Source organism: Nocardiopsis mangrovi (assembly GCF_042653925.1).
Taxonomy (GTDB): domain Bacteria; phylum Actinomycetota; class Actinomycetes; order Streptosporangiales; family Streptosporangiaceae; genus Nocardiopsis_B; species Nocardiopsis_B mangrovi.
The window spans coordinates 107,866-126,987 of sequence record NZ_JBHSFQ010000010.1; the positions used below are offsets into that span (position 1 = coordinate 107,866).

Annotated in this window: 20 protein-coding genes; 12 read left to right on the plus strand and 8 right to left on the minus strand. The window is 71.8% G+C overall.

All coding sequences use genetic code 11. From position 1 onward, the window contains the following. The first annotated feature begins 273 nt into the window (after positions 1-273). From groL to ACFO4E_RS12935, 4 genes are all read left to right on the plus strand, one after another. On the plus strand, positions 274-1,899 hold the full coding sequence (gene groL / locus ACFO4E_RS12920; protein WP_378574218.1) for a chaperonin GroEL: 1,626 nt from the start codon (positions 274-276) through the stop codon (positions 1,897-1,899). Between the two features lie 642 nt (positions 1,900-2,541). After that, positions 2,542-3,039: a septum formation family protein gene (locus ACFO4E_RS12925; protein WP_378574220.1), complete on the plus strand. Its 498-nt coding sequence runs from the start codon at positions 2,542-2,544 to the stop codon at positions 3,037-3,039. A gap of 163 nt (positions 3,040-3,202) precedes the next feature. After that, positions 3,203-3,760, plus strand: a complete 558-nt coding sequence (locus tag ACFO4E_RS12930; RefSeq protein ID WP_378574221.1) for a septum formation family protein — start codon at positions 3,203-3,205, stop codon at positions 3,758-3,760. 136 nt (positions 3,761-3,896) lie between these two features. Beyond that, complete coding sequence (locus ACFO4E_RS12935) at positions 3,897-4,952, plus strand: MsnO8 family LLM class oxidoreductase (protein ID WP_378574223.1); 1,056 nt, start codon at positions 3,897-3,899, stop codon at positions 4,950-4,952. Positions 4,953-4,990: 38 nt separating this feature from the next. On the opposite strand, the gene ACFO4E_RS12940 is transcribed toward ACFO4E_RS12935, so the two are convergent. Both ACFO4E_RS12940 and ACFO4E_RS12945 read right to left on the minus strand, forming a co-directional pair. Further along, positions 4,991-5,413, minus strand: a complete 423-nt coding sequence (locus tag ACFO4E_RS12940; protein ID WP_378574225.1) for an NUDIX hydrolase — start codon at positions 5,411-5,413, stop codon at positions 4,991-4,993. 10 nt (positions 5,414-5,423) lie between these two features. Then, positions 5,424-6,428, minus strand: coding sequence for a R2-like ligand-binding oxidase (locus ACFO4E_RS12945; protein WP_378574227.1), 1,005 nt, complete (start codon positions 6,426-6,428; stop codon positions 5,424-5,426). Positions 6,429-6,677: 249 nt separating this feature from the next. Here ACFO4E_RS12945 and ACFO4E_RS12950 point away from each other — a divergent pair, with 249 nt between their 5' ends. Both ACFO4E_RS12950 and ACFO4E_RS12955 read left to right on the plus strand, forming a co-directional pair. Next, positions 6,678-6,914, plus strand: a complete 237-nt coding sequence (locus tag ACFO4E_RS12950; protein ID WP_378574322.1) for a hypothetical protein — start codon at positions 6,678-6,680, stop codon at positions 6,912-6,914. Between the two features lie 89 nt (positions 6,915-7,003). Beyond that, complete coding sequence (locus ACFO4E_RS12955; RefSeq protein WP_378574228.1) at positions 7,004-7,411, plus strand: TIGR03667 family PPOX class F420-dependent oxidoreductase; 408 nt, start codon at positions 7,004-7,006, stop codon at positions 7,409-7,411. A 12-nt stretch (positions 7,412-7,423) separates the two neighbouring features. Here the strand turns inward: ACFO4E_RS12955 and ACFO4E_RS12960 are convergent, their stop codons facing one another. Continuing rightward, positions 7,424-9,070 carry a DNA repair helicase XPB gene (locus ACFO4E_RS12960; RefSeq protein ID WP_378574230.1) on the minus strand — a complete coding sequence of 549 codons (1,647 nt, stop codon included), beginning with the start codon at positions 9,068-9,070 and terminating at the stop codon, positions 7,424-7,426. Between the two features lie 304 nt (positions 9,071-9,374). Here ACFO4E_RS12960 and ACFO4E_RS12965 point away from each other — a divergent pair, with 304 nt between their 5' ends. The 3 genes from ACFO4E_RS12965 to ACFO4E_RS12975 all read left to right on the plus strand — a co-directional run bounded on the left by ACFO4E_RS12965 (position 9,375) and on the right by ACFO4E_RS12975 (position 13,227). After that, positions 9,375-10,571: an acyl-CoA dehydrogenase family protein gene (locus ACFO4E_RS12965; RefSeq protein WP_378574231.1), complete on the plus strand. Its 1,197-nt coding sequence runs from the start codon at positions 9,375-9,377 to the stop codon at positions 10,569-10,571. Positions 10,572-10,753: 182 nt separating this feature from the next. After that, entirely contained in the window at positions 10,754-12,022 is a 1,269-nt protein-coding gene (locus tag ACFO4E_RS12970) for a beta-ketoacyl-[acyl-carrier-protein] synthase family protein (protein ID WP_378574233.1), read from the plus strand. Next, positions 12,019-13,227 carry a ketosynthase chain-length factor gene (locus ACFO4E_RS12975; RefSeq protein WP_378574235.1) on the plus strand — a complete coding sequence of 403 codons (1,209 nt, stop codon included), beginning with the start codon at positions 12,019-12,021 and terminating at the stop codon, positions 13,225-13,227. Before ACFO4E_RS12970 ends, ACFO4E_RS12975 begins: the two co-directional genes overlap by 4 nt. Positions 13,228-13,259: 32 nt before the next feature. On the opposite strand, the gene ACFO4E_RS12980 is transcribed toward ACFO4E_RS12975, so the two are convergent. From ACFO4E_RS12980 to ACFO4E_RS12990, 3 genes are all read right to left on the minus strand, one after another. Next, positions 13,260-13,829 (minus strand): GntR family transcriptional regulator, encoded by a 570-nt coding sequence (locus ACFO4E_RS12980; protein WP_378574237.1) that lies wholly within the window; start codon positions 13,827-13,829, stop codon positions 13,260-13,262. Next, positions 13,830-14,126, minus strand: a complete 297-nt coding sequence (locus tag ACFO4E_RS12985) for a DUF397 domain-containing protein (RefSeq protein WP_378574239.1) — start codon at positions 14,124-14,126, stop codon at positions 13,830-13,832. It abuts the gene before it with no gap. A gap of 91 nt (positions 14,127-14,217) precedes the next feature. Beyond that, positions 14,218-15,060, minus strand: a complete 843-nt coding sequence (locus tag ACFO4E_RS12990) for a helix-turn-helix domain-containing protein (RefSeq protein ID WP_378574241.1) — start codon at positions 15,058-15,060, stop codon at positions 14,218-14,220. 317 nt (positions 15,061-15,377) lie between these two features. Here ACFO4E_RS12990 and ACFO4E_RS12995 point away from each other — a divergent pair, with 317 nt between their 5' ends. Next, complete coding sequence (locus tag ACFO4E_RS12995) at positions 15,378-15,806, plus strand: ATP-binding protein (RefSeq protein WP_378574243.1); 429 nt, start codon at positions 15,378-15,380, stop codon at positions 15,804-15,806. 142 nt (positions 15,807-15,948) lie between these two features. Here ACFO4E_RS12995 and ACFO4E_RS13000 read toward each other — a convergent pair whose 3' ends face one another. Both ACFO4E_RS13000 and ACFO4E_RS13005 read right to left on the minus strand, forming a co-directional pair. Further along, the gene (locus ACFO4E_RS13000) at positions 15,949-16,233 is read right to left on the minus strand and encodes an antibiotic biosynthesis monooxygenase family protein (RefSeq protein ID WP_378574245.1); all 285 of its coding nucleotides are present in this window, start codon (positions 16,231-16,233) and stop codon (positions 15,949-15,951) included. 185 nt (positions 16,234-16,418) lie between these two features. Then, positions 16,419-16,862 (minus strand): nuclear transport factor 2 family protein, encoded by a 444-nt coding sequence (locus ACFO4E_RS13005; RefSeq protein WP_378574247.1) that lies wholly within the window; start codon positions 16,860-16,862, stop codon positions 16,419-16,421. Positions 16,863-17,102: 240 nt separating this feature from the next. Here ACFO4E_RS13005 and ACFO4E_RS13010 point away from each other — a divergent pair, with 240 nt between their 5' ends. After that, a complete protein-coding gene (locus ACFO4E_RS13010; protein WP_378574248.1) occupies positions 17,103-17,894 on the plus strand; it encodes an SDR family NAD(P)-dependent oxidoreductase in 792 nt (263 codons plus the stop codon). Between the two features lie 58 nt (positions 17,895-17,952). Continuing rightward, positions 17,953-18,891: an aromatase/cyclase gene (locus ACFO4E_RS13015; protein ID WP_378574250.1), complete on the plus strand. Its 939-nt coding sequence runs from the start codon at positions 17,953-17,955 to the stop codon at positions 18,889-18,891. Positions 18,892-19,122: the final 231 nt, after the last annotated feature.

Here is a 19,122-nt window from a genome sequence, read left to right on the forward strand (position 1 = left end):
CCCGTCCCGGGGGTGCGGGTTTCGGCTTCGGGGGCCGGGTTGACCTGCGGGTGATCACCCGGCGAATTCGGGCACAGGTCGTTTGCACTCGACCATGGAGAGTGCTAAAAATGGGAGCCTTAGCACTCTGAGATGAGGAGTGCTAACTCCGGATCGAGACGATGAGGCCGCGGTCTCCGGCAGACGGGTTGCCGGGGCGAGCCGGGGCCGTCCGTCGCGGGCATCGGCTCGTTCCCACGCGTACCAGCCCGGTCTCGGGAGGACAAGAAGTCTATGGCAGCCAAACTGATCGCGTTCGACGAGGAAGCCCGGCGCGGCCTTGAGCGCGGCATGAACCAGCTCGCCGACGCCGTCAAGGTGACCCTCGGCCCCAAGGGCCGCAACGTCGTGCTGGAGAAGAAGTGGGGCGCCCCCACGATCACCAACGACGGTGTCTCCATCGCCAAGGAGATCGAGCTCGAGGACCCGTGGGAGAAGATCGGGGCCGAGCTCGTCAAGGAGGTCGCCAAGAAGACCGACGACGTCGCCGGTGACGGCACCACCACCGCCACCGTCCTCGCCCAGGCCCTGGTGCGCGAGGGCCTGCGCAACGTCGCCGCGGGTGCCAACCCGGTCGGCCTCAAGCGGGGCATCGAGGCCGCCGTCTCCCGCATCAGCGACGAGCTGGCCAACATCTCCAAGGACGTGGAGACCAAGGAGCAGATCGCCTCCACCGCCTCCATCTCCGCCAGCGACACCCAGATCGGCGACGCCATCGCCGAGGCGATGGACAAGGTCGGCAAGGAAGGCGTCATCACGGTCGAGGAGGGCCAGACCTTCGGTCTGGAGCTCGAACTCGCCGAGGGCATGCGCTTCGACAAGGGCTACATCTCGCCCTACTTCGCCACCGACCTCGAGCGCATGGAGACGGTCCTCGAGGACCCCTACATCCTCATCGTCAACTCCAAGATCTCCAACAACAACGAGCTGCTGCCCGTTGTCGAGAAGGTCCTCCAGGCCGGCCGCCCGCTGGTCCTGATCGCCGAGGACCTGGAGGGCGGCGCGCTCCAGACCCTCGTCCTCAACAAGATCCGCGGCACCTTCAAGTCCGTCGCCGTCAAGGCCCCGGGCTTCGGCGACCGCCGCAAGGCGCAGCTCGGCGACATCGCCGTGCTGACCGGCGGCCAGGTCATCACCGAAGAGGTCGGCCTCAAGCTGGAGAACACCGAGCTCGACATGCTCGGCCGTGCCCGCAAGGTCGTCGTCACCAAGGACGAGACCACCATCGTCGACGGCGCCGGCGAGGCCACCGCCATCTCCGGCCGGGTCAACGAGATCCGCAACGAGATCGAGCGCACCGACTCCGACTACGACCGCGAGAAGCTCCAGGAGCGCCTGGCGCGCCTGGCCGGCGGTGTCGCGGTCATCAAGGCCGGTGCCGCCACCGAGGTGGAGCTCAAGGAGCGCAAGCACCGCATCGAGGACGCCGTCCGCAACGCCAAGGCCGCGGTCGAGGAGGGCATCCTGCCCGGTGGCGGCGTCGCGCTGCTCCAGGCCGGCGTCCCGGCGTTCGAGAAGCTGGAGCTCCAGGGCGACGAGGCCATCGGTGCCGACATCGTGCGCCGCGCCATCGAGGAGCCGCTGAAGCAGATCGCGATCAACGCCGGCCTTGAGGGCGGCGTCGTCGCGGAGAAGGTGAAGAGCCTGGACCCGGGTGTCGGCCTCAACGCCGCCACCGGTGAGTACACCGACCTGTTCAAGGACGGCGTCATCGACCCGACCAAGGTCACCCGCTCCGCGCTGCAGAACGCGGCCTCCATCGCCGCTCTGTTCCTGACCACCGAGGCCGTCATCGCCGAGAAGCCGGAGAAGGCCGCCCCGGCCGCCCCGGACGCCGGCATGGGCGGCATGGACTTCTAAGCCCTCCTGTCGAGGTCTTCTGAGGTCCGGGTACGCGAACAGCAGCACCTGCGACGACAAGGGCGGTCCCCTGCGGGGCCGCCCTTGCTCGTGTCCGCGGCCGGGCGCTCCTTTGCAGCGGGCCGGCGGGACGGCGGAGCGCCGCGGCGGTGCCGGTCCCGGGGCCCGCGCGTCACCGCGCCGACGCGGGCCGTTCTCCCGTGTGTCGGCTGCTTTTCTCGTATTCCCGCGCCCGCCATTCCGCCGTCCGCCTGATGCGGGCTACGCGAATGTGTCATTGGCCGCATGTCGAAGACGCATGGAACCGTTTCGGTGTTCCGTGCGTCGCACTGCTTTCCCCCGATGCCCTTTTTTCGGGATGTCACTGAGAGTGCTCTGAAGGGGTTGCGATACGGCAACGGAAACGCAACCGTACGGTGGCGCAGGCGCGCGAAAACCTGAGGGTACAGGCATTGCCGCTCGGGAATCCCGAACGTGTTCGCAGCGTTACCGAAAATCTTCCCCCGGTCTGACCTGGACATAAACCTCATCCATGGGGCAAAATGTTCGAGCTGCGGATGCGTGCTGATACGTTCACTGATATCCCCATTCCCCGCTCCCCTCAATGGAGTTTTCCCGATGTCCAAGCCTTTTAATGTCCGCATGCTGATCGGACTCGCCGCTGTCGGGGCCATGGTCTCCCTCAGCGGTTGCGGCGCCGCCCTCCAGGAGACGCTCGACGCGGCCGAGGACGTCCAGGCGTCCGCCGAGGCCGAGCTCGACGACCCCATGGCGGACGAAGCGGACACGGACGTCTTCGACATCTCGGTCGGCGACTGCCTCAACGACGCGACCGTCACCGACGAGGTCACCGAGGTGCCCACCATCGGGTGCGACCAGCCGCACGACTCGGAGGTCTACCACGAGTTCGAGTCGACCGCCTCGTCGTTCGACCAGGCCGCCATCGACACCGAGGCCGAAGAGGGCTGCCAGGCGGCCTTCGAGCCGTTCGTCGGAGCCTCGTGGGAGACCTCGGTGTTCTACTTCTCGTGGTACGCGCCCACCCAGGAGTCCTGGGACTCCGGCGACCGCGAGATCGACTGCCTCATCTACGAGGAGGGCGTCCAGAACACGGGCACCCTTGAGGGCTCCGGGCGCTAGCCGTCGCCCGCTCGTGCAACCGCCTCTCCGCCCGTAGCGCGGAACAACGGAGTTCCGACCGATCCGGGCCGCCCCGCCCGGACCGTGGCGGGCCGCGGAGTTCCGCCCGGCCCCCGCAAACGGCCGACACAGGTGTCACATCACCAAGGATGGAGTGTTTCTGATGTCCAAGTCTTTGACCGTCCGCACGCTGATCGGTCTCGCCGCCGTCGGCGCGACCGTGTCCCTCAGCGGGTGCGGCGCCCTGATCCAGCAGATCGCCGGCGGCGGTGCTCAGCCGGCCCCCGAGACCGAGTCGGCCCCCGCGGCGGAAGGCGGCGACACCGCCGCGCCCCCGGCCGAGGCGCCCGGAAGCGGTGAGGAGAACACCGACATCTTCGACCTGTCGGTCGGCGACTGCGTCAACGACGGTGCCAGCACCGGCGAGGTCACCGAGATCCCGACGATCTCCTGCGCCGAGCCGCACGACTCCGAGGTCTACCACGAGATCCAGTCGACCGCCTCGTCGTTCGACCAGACCGCCATCGACACCGAGGCCGAAGAGGGCTGCCAGGCGGCCTTCGAGTCCTTCGTCGGTATCGACTACGGCTCGTCCGTGCTGTACTTCTCGTGGTACGCGCCCACCCAGCAGTCCTGGGACTCCGGCGACCGCGAGATCGACTGCCTGATCTACGAGCCCGACGTGCAGACCACGGGCACCCTCGCCGGCGCCGCCCGCTAGCGACCGCCCCGCGCCCCTTCCCCTACCCACCCTCTCCGCGGAACCGCGGAACGCCGATGTGCCGACCGACCCGGGGTGCCCCGCCCGGTTCGGGAAGGCCGCGGAATTCCGGCCGCCACGTGGTGTTGATACAGGTGTGACCCTGCGATCGACACGCCTGTCCGTCCTCGACCGGTCCAGCGTCCGGGAGGGGCGGGACCACGCCGGCGCCCTGCGCGAGACCCTCACCTTCGCCGGTCAGGCCGAGTCCCTCGGCTACCACCGGTTCTGGGTGTCGGAGCACCACAGCGTCCCCGGTGTGGCGGGATCCGCGCCCGCCGTCCTGGCGGCGTCCCTCGCCGCGGCCACCCGCCGCATCCGCATCGGCACCGGCGGCGTGATGCTCCCCAACCACCGGCCCCTGATCGTGGCCGAGCAGTTCGGCGTCCTCGCCGCACTGCACCCCGGACGCATCGACATGGGCCTCGGCCGGTCGGTCGCCTTCACCGGCGGCATCCGGCGCGCACTGGGCACCGGGACCGAAGCGGCCGACGCCTTCCCCGCCCAGGTGGCCGAACTCCTCGGCTACTTCACCGGCGACCAGCGGGTCCACCCCGGTGTGCGCGCCATCCCCGGGGAAGGGCTCGACCCCGCCCCGTTCATCCTGGCCACGGGCGAGGGCTCCGCCTTCGCCGCCGACGCCGGCCTGCCGCTGGTGATCGCCCCCGTCCGCGGCACCGACGAGATGCTCCGGCTCATCGAGCGCTACCGCGCGCGCTTCCGGCCGTCGCCGTGGTCGGCCCGGCCCTATGTGGTGGTCTCCATGAACGTCGCCGTGGCCGCCACCCCCGATGCCGCCCGCATGCTGCTGGCGTCCGAGGCGTGGGCCAACGCCCACGCCCGCACGCGCGGCGTCTTCCCGCCGTTGTCCCCGCCCGAGGAGGTGGCCGCGCGCGAGATGACGGCGCGCGAGCGCGACCGCTTCGACGAGGCGATGCGGGGACACGTCCACGGCACGGAGGACCAGGTGTCCGCCGAACTCGACGCGCTCCTGGCCCGCTCCGCGGCCGATGAGATCCTCGTCACCCTCAGCGCCTTCGACCGGGGCCGCATGCTGGACTCCTACCGCCGGCTCGCCGGGATCGCCGGGCTGGGCGACGGCACGGGGTACCGCGCCGGCCTCCCCGGGACGGTCGGCCGCGCCGGACGCTGAGCGCCCGCGCGGCGCACCGGCCGTCGGCCGGCGCGCGTTCAGTCGATACGGCCGTCGTCGCGCAGCAGGTCCAGGAGCCGCCGTACCGCGGGGGCGCAGCGCGGCCGATCGGCGGAACCCAGCCAGGCCAGCTCGGCGATCTCGCTGCGCGCCGCCGGCTCGCCGTCGTGCTCGGCGGTGAAGCAGGCCAGGCGCACCCGGGTGCCTTCGGGGTAGCCGTCGGCGGCCTCGTCGATCACCGCGTAGGGGGTGATGGTCGCGGGCCGCAGCGCCACGCCCACCTCCTCGGCCGCCTCACGGGCGACCGCCTCGGCGTCGCTCTCGCCGGGTTCGCGCTTGCCGCCGGGCAGGTAGAACAGCTCGCGCCCGCGGGTGCGGACGCACAGCAGCCGGCGGTCGTTCAGCCGAACCCAGGCCAGGGCGTCGATCACCGGGGCGGGTGCGGCGGAGGAGGCGTTCATGGGCGCAAGCCTAGCGCTCCCCCGTTCCGCCGCCGGCCTCGGCGAGTGCGGCCCGGTCTTCGGCGCCGAACCGCTCCTCCAGCTCCTCCGGGGACGCGTCCACGTCGATCCGCGCCACCGGCACCCCGCGGGCCGTCTCGATGGCGCCGAGCCGGCGCATGGCCCGGTCGCTCGCGTACTTCAGCAGCTCTCCGTGGGGGATCTGGTACTGCCGCGCTTCGGGGTCGGTCAGCGGCTCGTCGTTGCGCTCCACGGTCGCCATGAGGTGCGGCATCAGCTCCTGCAACCGGTCGGAGATCACCGCCCAGTTGGCGTCGTCGGCCGCGACGTGGCGGCGGCAGGTGAACGTGCCCCACGCCATGTGGCGGCGCTCGTCGTCGCCGATGCGCTTGATGATCTCCCGCATGCCCGGGAAGATCCCGCGCACCGTGCAGATGTGGTTCCAGGCGTAGTAGCCGGTCAGGGCGAGGGACCCCTCGATGACGTGGTTGTAGGTGACCGAGGCGCGCACCTGGTTGCGGGGCCCGGGGTCGTCGTCGAGCGCCTTGAGGGAGGCGGGCAGCTCCTCGTAGAACAGCGCCCGGTAACCGGGGTTGCGGTCGAGGTGGGAGTGGAGGTCGGCGTCGACGCCCAGGGCGTCCAGCCAGAGCCGGAAGACCTGGACGTGCTTGGCCTCCTCGAACGCGAACTGGGTCAGGTACATCTCGTCGCCGATGCGCCCCTCGGCGGCCATGGCCCGGATGAACGGCTGGATGTCCTGGGTGACGGCCTCCTCGCCGGCCACGAACTGGGCGCAGAGGCGCAGGATGCGCTCGCGCACCTCCTCGCTCAGCCCGGCCCAGTCCTCGGCGTCGCGGGTCATGTCGATGTCCGCCGGGTCCCAGAAGCGGGCGTTGCCCTTGGCGAAGAGCCGCAGGGGGAAGGAGTCCCAGTCGAGACCCCCGGAGCGCAGGGAGTGGAAGCCGTCGCGGTGGGGGGAGGGGGAGGGGGCCGAAGGGCCGGGGGGAACTGGCATCGTCGTCCTCCGTGTAGTCCGGGCCCCCATGATTTGACATTCCTCGCTCTCATGTAAAGCGGGTGCGGGATTTTTCCGCCCGGCCGCGCGACGCCGGTCGGCCGGCGCACGGCCGGGCGCCGCGGAGCGGTAACGTCGTGGTGCGCCCCGCCGCGGGACGCCTCCGACCACGGGGCTCCGCGCCGCCGCCGACCCCGCTCGGCCGCCCCGGGGTCCCGTTCCTCGAACCCCTCTGACGTGGGAGACAACGTGTTCTGTGGCGATCCGAGCCGACCCGGCTACGCCTCCTGCGCCGAGCAGGAGGGGCTGTTCGCGATCGCGTCGCTGATCCCCGCGATGCTCGCCCTGGTGCTGATGGTCGCCGCGTTCGCCACCCCGGCCATCCGCCAGAACGCCTCCCTGCGGGCGCGGACCCTGCTCTACTCCCTGATCGCGTGGGCCATCGCCGGCTTCACCTACGTGCTGGGGGCGCTGCCCTCGGTCTAGGGGCGCCCCTCCGGCCGGAAACGGCGCCGGCGCGCCCGCCTCCCGTGTGTGTGCTGGACCCCCGGCGCCTCCCGGGTGAAGATGGCCGGGTGACCTTCCAACCGAGCGCTCAGCTGACCGCCCGTATCGACGCCGAGCACGTCGTGTGGCTGACCACGGTCTCGCCCACGGGGCGGCCCTCGCCGCGGCCCGTCTGGTTCGCCTGGGACGGTGCGGCGTTCATCGTCCGCTCACAGCCCGGCACCGCGAAGCTGCGCCACATCGCGGCCAACCCGAACGTGGCGCTCAACTTCAACAGCTCTCCCGCCGGCGGCGACGTGCTGGTCGTGCACGGCACCGCCGCGGTCGCCGCCGATCCGGACCCGCTGGCCGGCGTCACCGGCTACCTCGACCGGTACCGCGACGGGATCGCCGGCCTGGGGCTCACCCCGGACACCTTCGAGGCCGCCTACAGCGAGCAGATCCGGATCACGCCGCGGCGCACCTGGGGGTTCTGACCCGCCGCCGGGTCACTTCTCCTCGCCGGCGAGGAGGTCGCCGGCATCGGCGATGCGGTAGGCGTAGCCCTGCTCGGCGAGGAAGCGCTGCCGGTGCGCCGCGAAGTCCTGGTCGATGGTGTCGCGGGCGACCACCGCGTAGAACCGGGCGGTGCGGGAGTCGGCCTTGGGGCGCAGCAGCCGGCCCAGGCGCTGGGCCTCCTCCTGCCGCGACCCGAACGACCCCGACACCTGGATGGCGACACCGGCCTCGGGCAGGTCGATCGAGAAGTTCGCCACCTTGGAGACGACCAGGGTCGACACCTCCCCGGAGCGGAACGCGTCGAACAGCCGCTCGCGCTCCTTGAGGCGGGTCTCGCCCTTGACCACCGGGGCGTCCAGCGCCGCGCCCAGCTCGTCGAGCTGGTCGATGTAGGAGCCGATGATCAGCGTCCGCTCCCCCTCGTGCCGCCGGACCAGCTCGCGGACGACCTCGGTCTTGGCGCCGGAGGACGCGCAGAAGCGGTACCGGTCCTCGGGCTCGGCGGTGGCGTAGGCCAGCCGCTCGGACTCCGACAGGTCGACCCGCACCTCCACGCAGTCGGCCGGGGCGATCCAGCCCTGGTTCTCCATCTCCTTCCACGGCGCGTCGTAGCGCTTGGGGCCGATCAGCGAGAACACGTCGCCCTCGCGGCCGTCCTCGCGCACGAGCGTCGCGGTCAGCCCGAGGCGGCGGCGGGCCTGGAGGTCGGCGGTCATCCGGAAGATCGGGGCGGGCAGCAGGTGCACCTCGTCGTAGATCACCAGGCCCCAGTCGCGCGCGTCGAACAGCTCCAAGTGGCTGTAGACGCCCTTCCGCCGCGCCGCCATGACCTGGTAGGTCGCAATGGTGACCGGGCGGATCTCCTTGCGGGTGCCGGAGTACTCGCCGATCTCGTCCTCGGTCAGCGAGGTCCGGCGCAGCAGTTCGGAGCGCCACTGGTGGACCGACAGCGTGTTGGTCACCAGGATCAGCGTCGTGGCCTTGGCCAGCGACATCGCGGCGGCGCCCACGATGGTCTTGCCCGCGCCGCACGGCAGGACGACCACGCCCGAACCGCCCGCGTAGAAGCTGTCGGCGGCGTCGCGCTGGTAGCCGCGCAGCTCCCACCCGGCCTCGGCGAGGTCGATGGCGTGCGCCTCCCCGTCGACGTATCCGGCGAGGTCCTCGGCCGGCCAGCCGAGCTTGAGCAGCGCCTGCTTGAGGTTGCCCCGCTCACTGGGGTGGACCGTGACGATGTCGGGCTCGACCTGGTCGCCGATCATGCCCTTGACCCGCTTGGCGCGGACGACCTCCTCCAGCACCGGCCGGTCCAGCGCCTGGAGCACCAGGCCGTGCACCGGGTGCTGGTGCAGCCGCAGCCGGCCGTAGCGGCCCATGGTCTCGGCGATGTCGACCAGCAGCGCGTGCGGGACCGGGAAGCGGGAGTAGGTGATGAGCGCGTCGACGACCTGTTCGGCGTCGTGCCCGGCGGCGCGGGCGTTCCACAGCGCCAGCGGGGTCACCCGGTAGGTGTGCATGTGCTCGGGTGCCCGCTCCAGCTCGGCGAACGGGGCGATGGCGCGGCGGCATTCGCCGGCCAGCTCGTGGTCGACCTCCAACAGGAGCGTCTTGTCGGACTGGACGATCAGGCAGGACACACGTACCTCGCATCGGGGTGACGGCAGGCGGACGCGTTCTCCCAGGTCCCCGGGGTGCGCGCGCCCACAGGTGCAACGCCCGGGGCCACCCCGCTATGCCCGGGCCCGCGGCGTCGGCCCCCCACTCTATGTCGGCCGCGCCTTGAGACCCCCTCGAACAGCGAGGTCGATCCTGGCGTGCGGCGCGCCGGGCGGGCGCCACCGGCGCGCGGCCGGGCTGTTCCGCGGCACGGCCGTGGCACGCCCTTTCGGCGGCGCTGACGGACATGCGGGCCGTTCGCGGTCCGCGGAAAGGACGCCGCACATGTCGGAACCCGCTTCCCCCGTGGTGCACGGGCCTGCGGAGGCCGCCGGGATCACCCGGCGCTCCGCCGAGGCCGCACGGGCCGCCGCCGCCGCGCACGCCGCGTCGGCCGACCGCGACCGCCGCCTCGCCGGCGACGTCGTGTCCGCGATCACCGAGGCCGGGTTCGCCCGGCACTTCACCCCCCGGGAGTTCGGCGGCGCCGAAGGCACGTTCGCCGCCTACCTCCGCGGCACATCGGTGCTGGCCCAGGGGTGCGCGTCGGCCGCCTGGTGCGCGTCGGTGATCGCGTCGCAGTCCCGCGCCGCCGCCTACCTGCCCGCCGAGGGCCGGCACGAGATCTGGGCCGGCGGCCCCGACACCGTCATCTGCGTGGGCGTGGTCCCCTCGTCGACCGCCGAGGTGCGGCGCCGCGACGGCGGGTGGTCGCTGTCGGGCGCGTGGCAGTTCGTGAGCGGCGTCGACTTCGCCGACTGGCTGCTGCTGGCCGGGCGGGAGCCCGGGGACGAGGTCCGGGTCCGGTGGTTCGCCGTGCCGCGCACGGCCGTCGTGGTCGAGGACACGTGGTTCACCGCGGGCATGCGGGGCACGGGCAGCCGGACCGTGCACACCGAATCCGTGTTCGTCCCGGGGTACCGGACCTTCGACCAGGAGGTGCTGATGTCGGGCGCCGCCCCCTTCCCCGTCGGGCCCGGCGCCAGCGGGCGGGCGCCCTGCCATTCCGCCCCGTTCCGGCTGATCAACGGCCTCACCATGATGGGCCCCGCCCTGGGGGCGGCCCGGGCGGGGCTGGAGTCCTGGTCGGAGTGGATGGCGCAGAAGACCGAGCCCGCCATGGGCCGGCGGGTGCGCGCGGCCGACCGCGGCACCGTGCAGGCGGCCCTCGCGCGGTCCTCGACCGCCATCGACGCCGCGGAGCTGCTGATGGAGCGGACCGCCGCACTGGCCGACACCGGGAAGCCGGTGCCCGAGTCCGGCATCGCCCGCAGCCACCGCGACTACGCCGTGGCGGCCGAATACCTCGCCGACGCCGTCGAGGGGGTGTTCCGCGCGAGCGGGGCCAACGGGCAGGCCGACGACAACCCCGTCCAGCGGGCGTGGCGCGACGTGCACGCGGCGGTCTCCCACGCCGCGCTCCGGTTCGACAGCGGAGTGGCGGCCTACGCCCGGTTCGTCCTGAGCGTCGGCGCCCCGTGAACGGCCGCGGCCCCGGCGGCAGGGCGTCGAGCGGTGCCGGACAGGGGTTCGAGCGCACGTCGAACCCGGCAGCCTACGTTTCCGGAGGAACCCGGGCTGTGGGCGGGACTCCGGTGGCCGCACCGGCGACCACCGCGGCCACCGGACCCGGCCGCCGCATCCGACCCGAGAAGAGGTCATCGATGAACCGCCGTGTCGCCATCACCGGTCTAGGCGTGGTCGCGCCGGGCGAACCGGGCGTGAAGCCCTTCTGGGCACGCATCACCGAGGGCCGCCCCGCGACCCGCACCCCCACCTTCTTCGACCCCGCGCCGTTCCGGTCGCGCGTCGCCGCCGAATGCGACTTCGACCCCGTCCGCGAAGGACTCTCCCCCCAGGAGATCCGGCGCATGGACCGGTCGGCCCAGTTCGCCGTGGTCTCCGCCCGCGAGGCCATCGCCGACAGCGGGCTCGACCCCGGAGCAGTCCCCCCGGAACGCACCGGCGTCAGCATCGGTACCGCGGTCGGCGGCACCATGAACCTCGACGAGGAGTACCGCGTCCTCAGCGATAACGGCCGCAAGTGGGTCGTCGACCCCGAATACGCCGTGCCCCACATGTACGACTACGCCGTGCCCAGCTCGCTGGCGGCCGAGGTCGCCTGGGCGGCGGGCGCCGAGGGGCCGGCCACGGTCATCTCCACCGGGTGCACCTCGGGCATCGACTCCGTCGCCCACGCCTTCGACCTCGTCGCCGAGGGTTCCGCCGACATCATGGTCACCGGCGCCGCCGACGCGCCGCTGTCGCCCATCACCTTCGCCTGCTTCGACGCGATCAAGGCCACCTCCAACAGCAACGACGACCCCGAACACGCGCTGCGGCCGTTCGACCGCAACCGCAACGGCTTCGTCCTCGGCGAGGGCGGAGCGGTCCTGATCCTGGAGGAGTTCGACCGCGCGGTCCGCCGGGGCGCGCACATCTACGCCGAGATCCTGAGCGCCACGTCGCGGGCGAACGCCTACCACATGACCGGCCTGCGCCCCGACGGCCGCGAACTCGCCGACGCCATCCGGGCCGCACTCGCGCAGGCCCGGGTCGCCCCCGGCGACGTCGGCTACATCAACGCCCACGGGACCTCCACCAAGCAGAACGACCGCCACGAGACCGCGGCCATCAAGGCGGCCTTCGGCGAGGCCGCCTACGGCGTGCCCGTCTCGTCGATCAAGGCGGTGGTCGGGCACTCGCTCGGCGGGATCGGCTCGATCGAGGTCGCGGCATCGGCCCTGGCCATCGAGCACGGGGTGATACCGCCCACCGCCAACCTCACCGAACCCGACCCCGACCTCGGGCTCGACTACGTCCCGCTGACAGCGCGCGAGAGCGGGCTCGACACCGTCCTGACCATCGGCAGCGGGTTCGGCGGGTTCCAGAGCGCGATGGTCCTGGCGAAGCCGCGAAAGGGGGAGCGATGAGCGCGGTCGTGACGGGCGTGGGGGTGGTGGCGCCGAACGGGGTGGGGACCCGGGAGTACTGGGAGCACACGGTCAGCGGCACCCGCGGCATCGGACCCATCACCAACTTCGACGCATCGGACTACCCCGTGCGCCTGGCGGGCGAGGCCACCGGCTTCGACCCCGTTGACCACATCCCCAACCGGCTCCTGCCGCAGACCGACCGCGTCACCCAGTTCGCGCTGGCCGCCGCCGAATGGGCGCTGGCCGACGCCCGGGTCGACCCCGCGCAACTCGACCCCTTCGACATGGGGGTGGTCACCGCCAACTCCACCGGGGGGTTCGAGTTCGGCCAGCACGAGCTGGAGAACCTGTGGGGGCGGGGGCCGCAGTACGTGAGCGCGTACCAGTCCTTCGCGTGGTTCTACGCGGTCAACACCGGCCAGATCTCCATCCGGCACGGCATGCGCGGGCCCACGGGGGTGGTCGTGGGCGAGCAGGCCGGAGGGCTCGACGCCCTCGCCCAGGCCCGGCGGCGCGTGCGCAGCGGCACACGGCTGCTGGTCAGCGGCGGCATGGAGGCGCCGCTGTGCCCGTGGGCGGTGGCGGCGCAGTCGCCCAACCGGCGGATCAGCCGCAGCGACGACCCCGAGCGCGCCTACCGGCCGTTCGCGGCCGGGGCGTCGGGGTACGTGCTCGGCGAGGGCGGCGCGATCCTGATCGTCGAGGACCCCGTGGCCGCCCGCAGGCGCGGCGCACCGGTCTACGGCGAGATCGCCGGCTACCGCGCCACCTTCGACCCCCGCCCCGGCAGCGGGCGGCCGCCGAGCCTGGAGACGGCGGTACGCGGGGCGCTGGAGGACGCCCGGACCCTCGCCGCCGACATCGACGTCGTCTTCGCCGACGCCGCGGGGGTCTCCGACCTCGACCTCATCGAGGCCCGCGCGATCGCGTCGGTCTTCGGCGCGGCGACCGTCCCGGTGACCGCGCCCAAGACCATGACCGGCCGCCTCAACGCCGGCGGGGCCGCCCTGGACGTCGCGACGGCGCTGCTGGCCATCCGCGACGGCATCATCCCGCCCACGGTCAACCACACTGGCCTGGCCGGAGGCTGCGACATCGACCTCGTGACCGAGGCCCGCCCGGCCCGCATCCGCACCGCCCTGGTGATCGCCAGGGGCCACGGCGGCTTCAACGCGGCCATGGTCGTCCGCGCCCCGAGGTGAGGGGGTGGGCAAGATGGGCGAGCCTAGGGGGGTCAGAACTGGTCGGTGCCATCGGGCTGGCCGATGGGGAACACGTGCCGGGACGCCGCGCAGATGGTCTCCAGGGCGTGAACGGGGACGTCGTCGGTGCTGATGCTCACCCGGAGGATCTGTACCACCCATTCGCCGGGAATTTCGAGGAGGTCGGCTTCGCGCGGCGTCGCCGGACGCGCGGTCAGGGCCTCGACCGCGTGGCCGAAGGTGTGGCCCAGGTCTTCGATCGCGGCCTGGAGCGTGGGCAGGACGAACCCTTCACCGTCGAGCCGCGTGTCCTCGCCGACGTCCAGCCGGAAGTAGCTGGTGGCGATGCGCACCGGGACGCCATCGGCCCAGAACTGCTTGCGCCGGGCGATGACGGCCGCACCGGTCTCCACGCGCAGGGCCGCCGCCACGTGCTCGTTGGCGGGCTCCTGCCCGATGAAGAGCATCTTCCGCTCCGGAGTGATCCCCTGCCGCGCGGCCTCGGTGAGGTACAGCGACGCCGATCCCCGGACCGCCGGAGGGGTCGGCAGATGCCGCTCGACCAGTACCCGGGGGCGGGGAGGCGTGGAGTCGTCCGCCATCTAGAGCCCCATCCGCTTCACAGCCCCGAGGAACGCCACCCACTCGGTCGCCGCGAGGGACAGGTGGCCGTCCTGCGGGTTCTTGCTGTCGCGCAGAGCCGCGCCTTCGGGAAGGTCGGCGACCTGCACACAGTTGTCGCCTGAGCCGCTGAAGGAGGATGTGCGGAAACGGGGTTCGGTCAGGTTGCGGTTCCGGGGGGAGTACGCAGCCGCCACGACGGGCTGAACCGCAACCTCGACGCAGGCGCTCTCATTCGCGCTGTAGCTGCTCTTCCGGAAGTCCAACGCTACCTCCACGCAGTTTTGCGTGTTGCTGTACGAACTCGTGCGGAACACGAGAGACTGAGAGTCGGGCGTGATCGGTGAGTACACGGTCGTTGTGGTCCTTCTAGAGCAGGTTTCTCAGGTACCCGGGCACGTCATCGGGGTCCATGGCCTTGGCGGTGAGCCGCCCGAAAAGCTTTCGGTAGCGCTCGATCTCAGGCTGCTGGTACAGGTAGATCCCGTCCACATCGGCTTCGATGAAGACGAGGGGGTCACCGTCCGCGTAATCCAGAATGACGAACGGCCCGACCATTCCACTATGCAACCCGGCTGAGGTCGGTAGCACCTGGATCGTGACGGAGTTCGCCGCTTCGGCGATGTCGATCACGTGCGAGATCTGCTCGGCCGCGATGTCGGAGTCGTGGGCCAACAGCAGCTCCAAGGCGTGCTGATCGATGACCGCCCACACGTCCGGTGGTTGATCCGCGGTGATCAGCTTCTGGCGTTCGAGCCGTGCGGCGACCACCTTGTCGATCTCACTCGCATCGCGGACCAGATTCGCCTGCGCGGTGGCAGCGACATAGCGCGGTGTCTGCAGGAGTCCAGGGATGTACTGCGGCTCGTAGACCTGCACACCGGCCGCATCGGCCTCGTAGGTGGCGTATGCGCCACTGAGCACGTCGCGATACTCCTCCAACGCCTGCTTCTTCTTTGACTTCGTCCGTGAGGTGCGCGCCAGTTCGAGTACTGCTTCACGTGGGGCCGCTCCCGTGACGCCGTAGTTGTTGAGCAGCAGCCCGATGTCGCTCGTCGCGGGGTACTTCGATCGCCCTGTCTCGATGTTGGAGATCTTGGTCGGCGACCACTCCATCTCCTCCGCGACCTGACCGAGGGTCTTGCCGGCCTCGATCCTCAGGCGCCGCATCTGCATGGACAGCTGGCGTCGAGCCGCCGAAGGCGTGGACACGTCTACCTCCCCGAATACAGGCGTCGATCGTACCGGGAACAAGCCCGAATCAGACATATCGCAACTTTCAATATAAGAAAACTGAATCAAAAATTTCGAATTAAGCTTGCGATTCGAAAATTTTAGATCCATCCTAGCGGTGTACTCATCCGGGCGGTCGCCGTCATCCGGCGGCCCAGAGCCCCTTGGAGAGACCTTGAGAACGACGTACCCGAGCCCTTCAGTGGCAGCCCCGGCCACCCCCTGCGGGGCCCGCGGCGGCAGCGCTCACGTGTCCGCCCCTACCTGTTCCGTTCGGCTCCGCGGGGGTGGTCGCGGTGGTGAAGTACTTCCGGGGCTTTCCCGGGTGGGCCGAACAGGTGCGGGAAGTGCGGCGGTGGACCGAGCACGTCCTGACCGCCCATTCCGGGTTCGAGATCCCCGATGACACCGTCGCCGCCGCCGTCCTCCTGGTGTCGGAGGCCGCGACGAACTCGATCCGCTACACCGCATCGGGACGCGGCGGGACGTTCGGAGTGACCGTGTTCGTCGACCGCGGGCGCATCACGGTCGAGGTGGACGACGAAGGGTGTCCCGCCGGCGGGACACTTCCTTTCATCCGCCCCCACACGCCCATGGCCCAGTTCGGCCGGGGCATGGCGCTGGTCGACCACTTCGCCGACTCCTGGGGGCCGCTCCCCGCCCCCCGTACCGGGGTGGCCTTCACGCTCACCTGGGCCCCCGAGCGCGGCACCGTCGCCGCCTGACCCGCCCCCACAGGACCACGCGTGGCCTGCCCCGCGAGAGGGGGCGGGGCGGACCACGCCTCCCCGCCGGACCGCCCCTGACCCCCGGGCGGTCCGGCATCCCCCGTTCCCCCGCTCCCCCCATCCCCCCGTTCCTTGGTGGTCAGTGCGCTCCGATGGGCTCGAAGCGGTCGGAGGAGGCGGTCACGTGCCGGGCCATTTCGCCCAGCCGCAGCCGGAAATCGGGGTCGGCCACCGCCGCGCGGTGGGCGTCGGCGTCGGCCCACTCCACGACCTCGACATAGGTGTTCGGGTCGGTGAGGGAGCGGTGGAGCTGCGAGCCGCCGAACCCGGGGAACCCGGACGCGTGGGCGATCACCGCGCTCTGCGCCTCGACGAACGCGTCGGGGTCGCCGGTGACCGTGAAGGTGATGATGAGCGTGAGCACTGGCGCGTCTCCTTCGGATGCTTCAGGGCGTGTCCGGGTGGGTGGGCGCCGCCCGCCGCGCCGCACGGCACCCTCAGCGCGCGGCACGGCGGGCGCCGCCGACTCTGGGCGGTCGGGGTCGGGCGGCGCTCGATCGGGGGTCGAGCGCGTCGACCAGGTCGGGCCGGGCGATCCGGTCGGGCCGGTCACGGCTGGTCGTCGCGGGTGATCCGGCGGTGCCGGACCTTCAGCGTCCCGTCCTCCCGGACCAGCAGGTCCTCGACGGCGCAACTGGTCTTGATCGCGGTCGGCCCCCCGGCCGGGCTGAAGACGATCAGCGCGTAGGAACGCACCACGAGGGTGCCGTCGGACCGGGCCTCGGCGTGGAGCATGCCGAGCCAGTGCCGGCGCTGGATCCCCTCGTCGGCGTACTTCCGGGTGACCTCCCAGGCGGCGGACTCGATCGCGGCCCGGTTCTCGGCGACCGGAGGGCCCGCGGCGTCGAAGACCCCGTCCTCGGTGAACGTCGTCGCCCACTCGGCGACCTTGCCGTTGTCGAGCCAGTGCATCTGGCGGGCGTAGAAGTGCTGGAGTTCCAGGTACACATCGTTGTCGACGGGCGTGCTGACCTGCTCGTCCACGGAAGTCATGGCGGGCCGTCCCCTTCTGGCGTCGGACACTGCGGCGCGGCCGGCGCGTCGGGGCCGGCACGGCGGTCGCGAGCCTGGCACGGCGGTTTCGAGCGGCGGTCGACCCGCGGCGCTCCGCCCGTGCTCCATCGGTCGTCGTTCCGTCCTCGATCGCCGATCGCCACGCTGCCAGCGGATCGGGTGGCCTGTGCAGCACCGGTCCCCAAGCAGAGCGCAGGCCCGAAGCCGGAGGAGAAGACCATGCACGGAGCCAGAATCCCCGACGTCGCCCTGGTCACCGGCGCCACGAGCGGAATCGGCCTCGCCGTGGCCAAGAGGCTGGCCGCACGCGGGGTCCAGGTGTTCATCTGCGCGCGGACCACCGACGCCGTGACCACCACGGTCAAGTCCCTGCAGGCCGAAGGCCACGACATCGACGGCCTCGACGCCGATGTGCGCTCACGTGCCTCGGTCGAACGCCTGGTCCGCGCCGCGGTGGAGCGGTACGGGCCCATCACCGTGCTGGTGAACAACGCCGGCCGCAGCGGGGGCGGCGCCATCGCCGGCATCGCCGACGAACTGTGGGACGACGTCATCGACACCAACCTGCACGGCACCTTCCGGGTCACCCGCGAGGTCCTGACCACGGGCCGGCTCGGCGAGGCCGGCACGCGGGGCCGGATCATCAACATCGCCTCGACCGGCGGCAAGCAGGGCGTCGCGCTGGGCACCCCGTACTCCGCGTCCAAGGGCGGGGTCATCGGCTTCACCAAGGCGCTCGCCAAGGAGCTGGCCGAATCCGGGGTCACGGTCAACGCGGTCTGCCCCGGCTACGTCGAGACCCCCATGGCCGTGCGCATCCGCCGCTCCTACGCGGCCGTGTGGGACACCACCGAGGAGAACGTGCACGACGGCTTCCGGCAGAAGATCCCGCTCGGCCGCTACTCCACCCCCGACGAGGTCGCCGGGCTGGTGGACTACCTGGCCACCGACACGGCGGCGTCGATCACCGCCCAGGCGATGAACGTCTGCGGCGGCCTCGGGATCTACTGACCCCGCCCCGCCCCCCACCCCATCCGCCGGGTCCGCCGGCGAGGAAGGACGGACAGGAGTGCCCACCGGTTCCCGAACAACGGTGCACCACGTCGACATCGACGCGCCGCCCGATGTCGTCTACGCCATCATCGCCGACGCCACCCAGTGGCCGCTGTACTTCACCCCCACCGTCCACGTCGACCGTTCCGCCATCGACGGGGCCACCGAGCGGCTGCACATCTGGGCAACGGCCAACGGCGAGGTCAAAGCGTGGACCTCGCGGCGCCAGCTCGACCCCGCCCGCCGCACGATCGCCTTCCGGCAGGAGAAGTCCTCCCCGCCGGTCACCTCGATGGGCGGGAAGTGGACCGCCGACGAAGCCATCGGCGGCGGCACGGTGCTCACCCTGGCCCACGACTTCACCGCCGAGGACGACGCCGGGCTCGACTGGCTGACCCGCGCCACCGACCGCAACAGCGACGCCGAACTGCGGGGGATCAAGGCACTGGCCGAACGGTGGGAGCGGCGCTCGCGCACCTGCCGCACCTTCGAGGACTCCGTCGTCATCGAGGCCCCCCTCGACACCGTGTACGAATTCCTCTACCAGGCCGGGAAGTGGCCCGACCGCCTCCCGCACGTGTCCGCCATGGACCTGCGGGAGGACGTCGAGAACGTGCAGGTCATGACCATGCGCACCACGACGGCCGACGGCTCGTCGCACACCACCGAATCCGTCCGCGTGTGCTTCGCGCCCACCCGGATCGCCTACAAGCAGATCGTCACGCCCGCGCTGATGGCGGCGCACACCGGCGAATGGACGCTGCGCGCGGTTCCCGAGGGCGTCCGCGCGGTCTCCCGCCATTCCGTCGTCATCGAGGAGTCGGCGGTCACGCGGATCCTCGGGGCCGACGCCACGGTCGACACCGCCCTCGATTTCGTCCGCGGCGCCCTCGGGCGCAACAGCACGGCCACCCTCGGCCTGGCCAAGGAGTACGCCGAGGCCGGCCGTGGCTGACCCGGCGCCCCCGCCGGGTGGAACCGGTGTCCGGGCCCCGTCCGCGATCAGGGCGGGGCCGCGGGCGGCGCGCGAGCCGGCACGCCCCTAGGCGTGCCGCGCCTCGCCGCGCCGAACGGCGGACCGGCGCCGTTCGGGCGGGCCGGACCCACTCCCCCCCAGGCCCGCCGGACAGGAGAGGGCCGGCACGCCGCCGAGACCGCCGACCGGATCCCCCGGCGGGTCGCCGCC

Coding starts and splice junctions, on each gene's coding strand:
- groL (WP_378574218.1), top strand. CDS start 274: ATGGCAGCCAAACTGATCGCGTTCGACGAGGAAGCCCGGCGCGGCCTT.
- ACFO4E_RS12925 (WP_378574220.1), top strand. CDS start 2,542: ATGCTGATCGGACTCGCCGCTGTCGGGGCCATGGTCTCCCTCAGCGGT.
- ACFO4E_RS12930 (WP_378574221.1), top strand. CDS start 3,203: ATGTCCAAGTCTTTGACCGTCCGCACGCTGATCGGTCTCGCCGCCGTC.
- ACFO4E_RS12940 (WP_378574225.1), bottom strand. CDS start 5,413: ATGAACGCCTCCTCCGCCGCACCCGCCCCGGTGATCGACGCCCTGGCC.
- ACFO4E_RS12945 (WP_378574227.1), bottom strand. CDS start 6,428: ATGCCAGTTCCCCCCGGCCCTTCGGCCCCCTCCCCCTCCCCCCACCGC.
- ACFO4E_RS12965 (WP_378574231.1), top strand. CDS start 9,375: ATGTCGGAACCCGCTTCCCCCGTGGTGCACGGGCCTGCGGAGGCCGCC.
- ACFO4E_RS12970 (WP_378574233.1), top strand. CDS start 10,754: ATGAACCGCCGTGTCGCCATCACCGGTCTAGGCGTGGTCGCGCCGGGC.
- ACFO4E_RS12975 (WP_378574235.1), top strand. CDS start 12,019: ATGAGCGCGGTCGTGACGGGCGTGGGGGTGGTGGCGCCGAACGGGGTG.
- ACFO4E_RS12980 (WP_378574237.1), bottom strand. CDS start 13,829: ATGGCGGACGACTCCACGCCTCCCCGCCCCCGGGTACTGGTCGAGCGG.
- ACFO4E_RS13005 (WP_378574247.1), bottom strand. CDS start 16,862: ATGACTTCCGTGGACGAGCAGGTCAGCACGCCCGTCGACAACGATGTG.
- ACFO4E_RS13010 (WP_378574248.1), top strand. CDS start 17,103: ATGCACGGAGCCAGAATCCCCGACGTCGCCCTGGTCACCGGCGCCACG.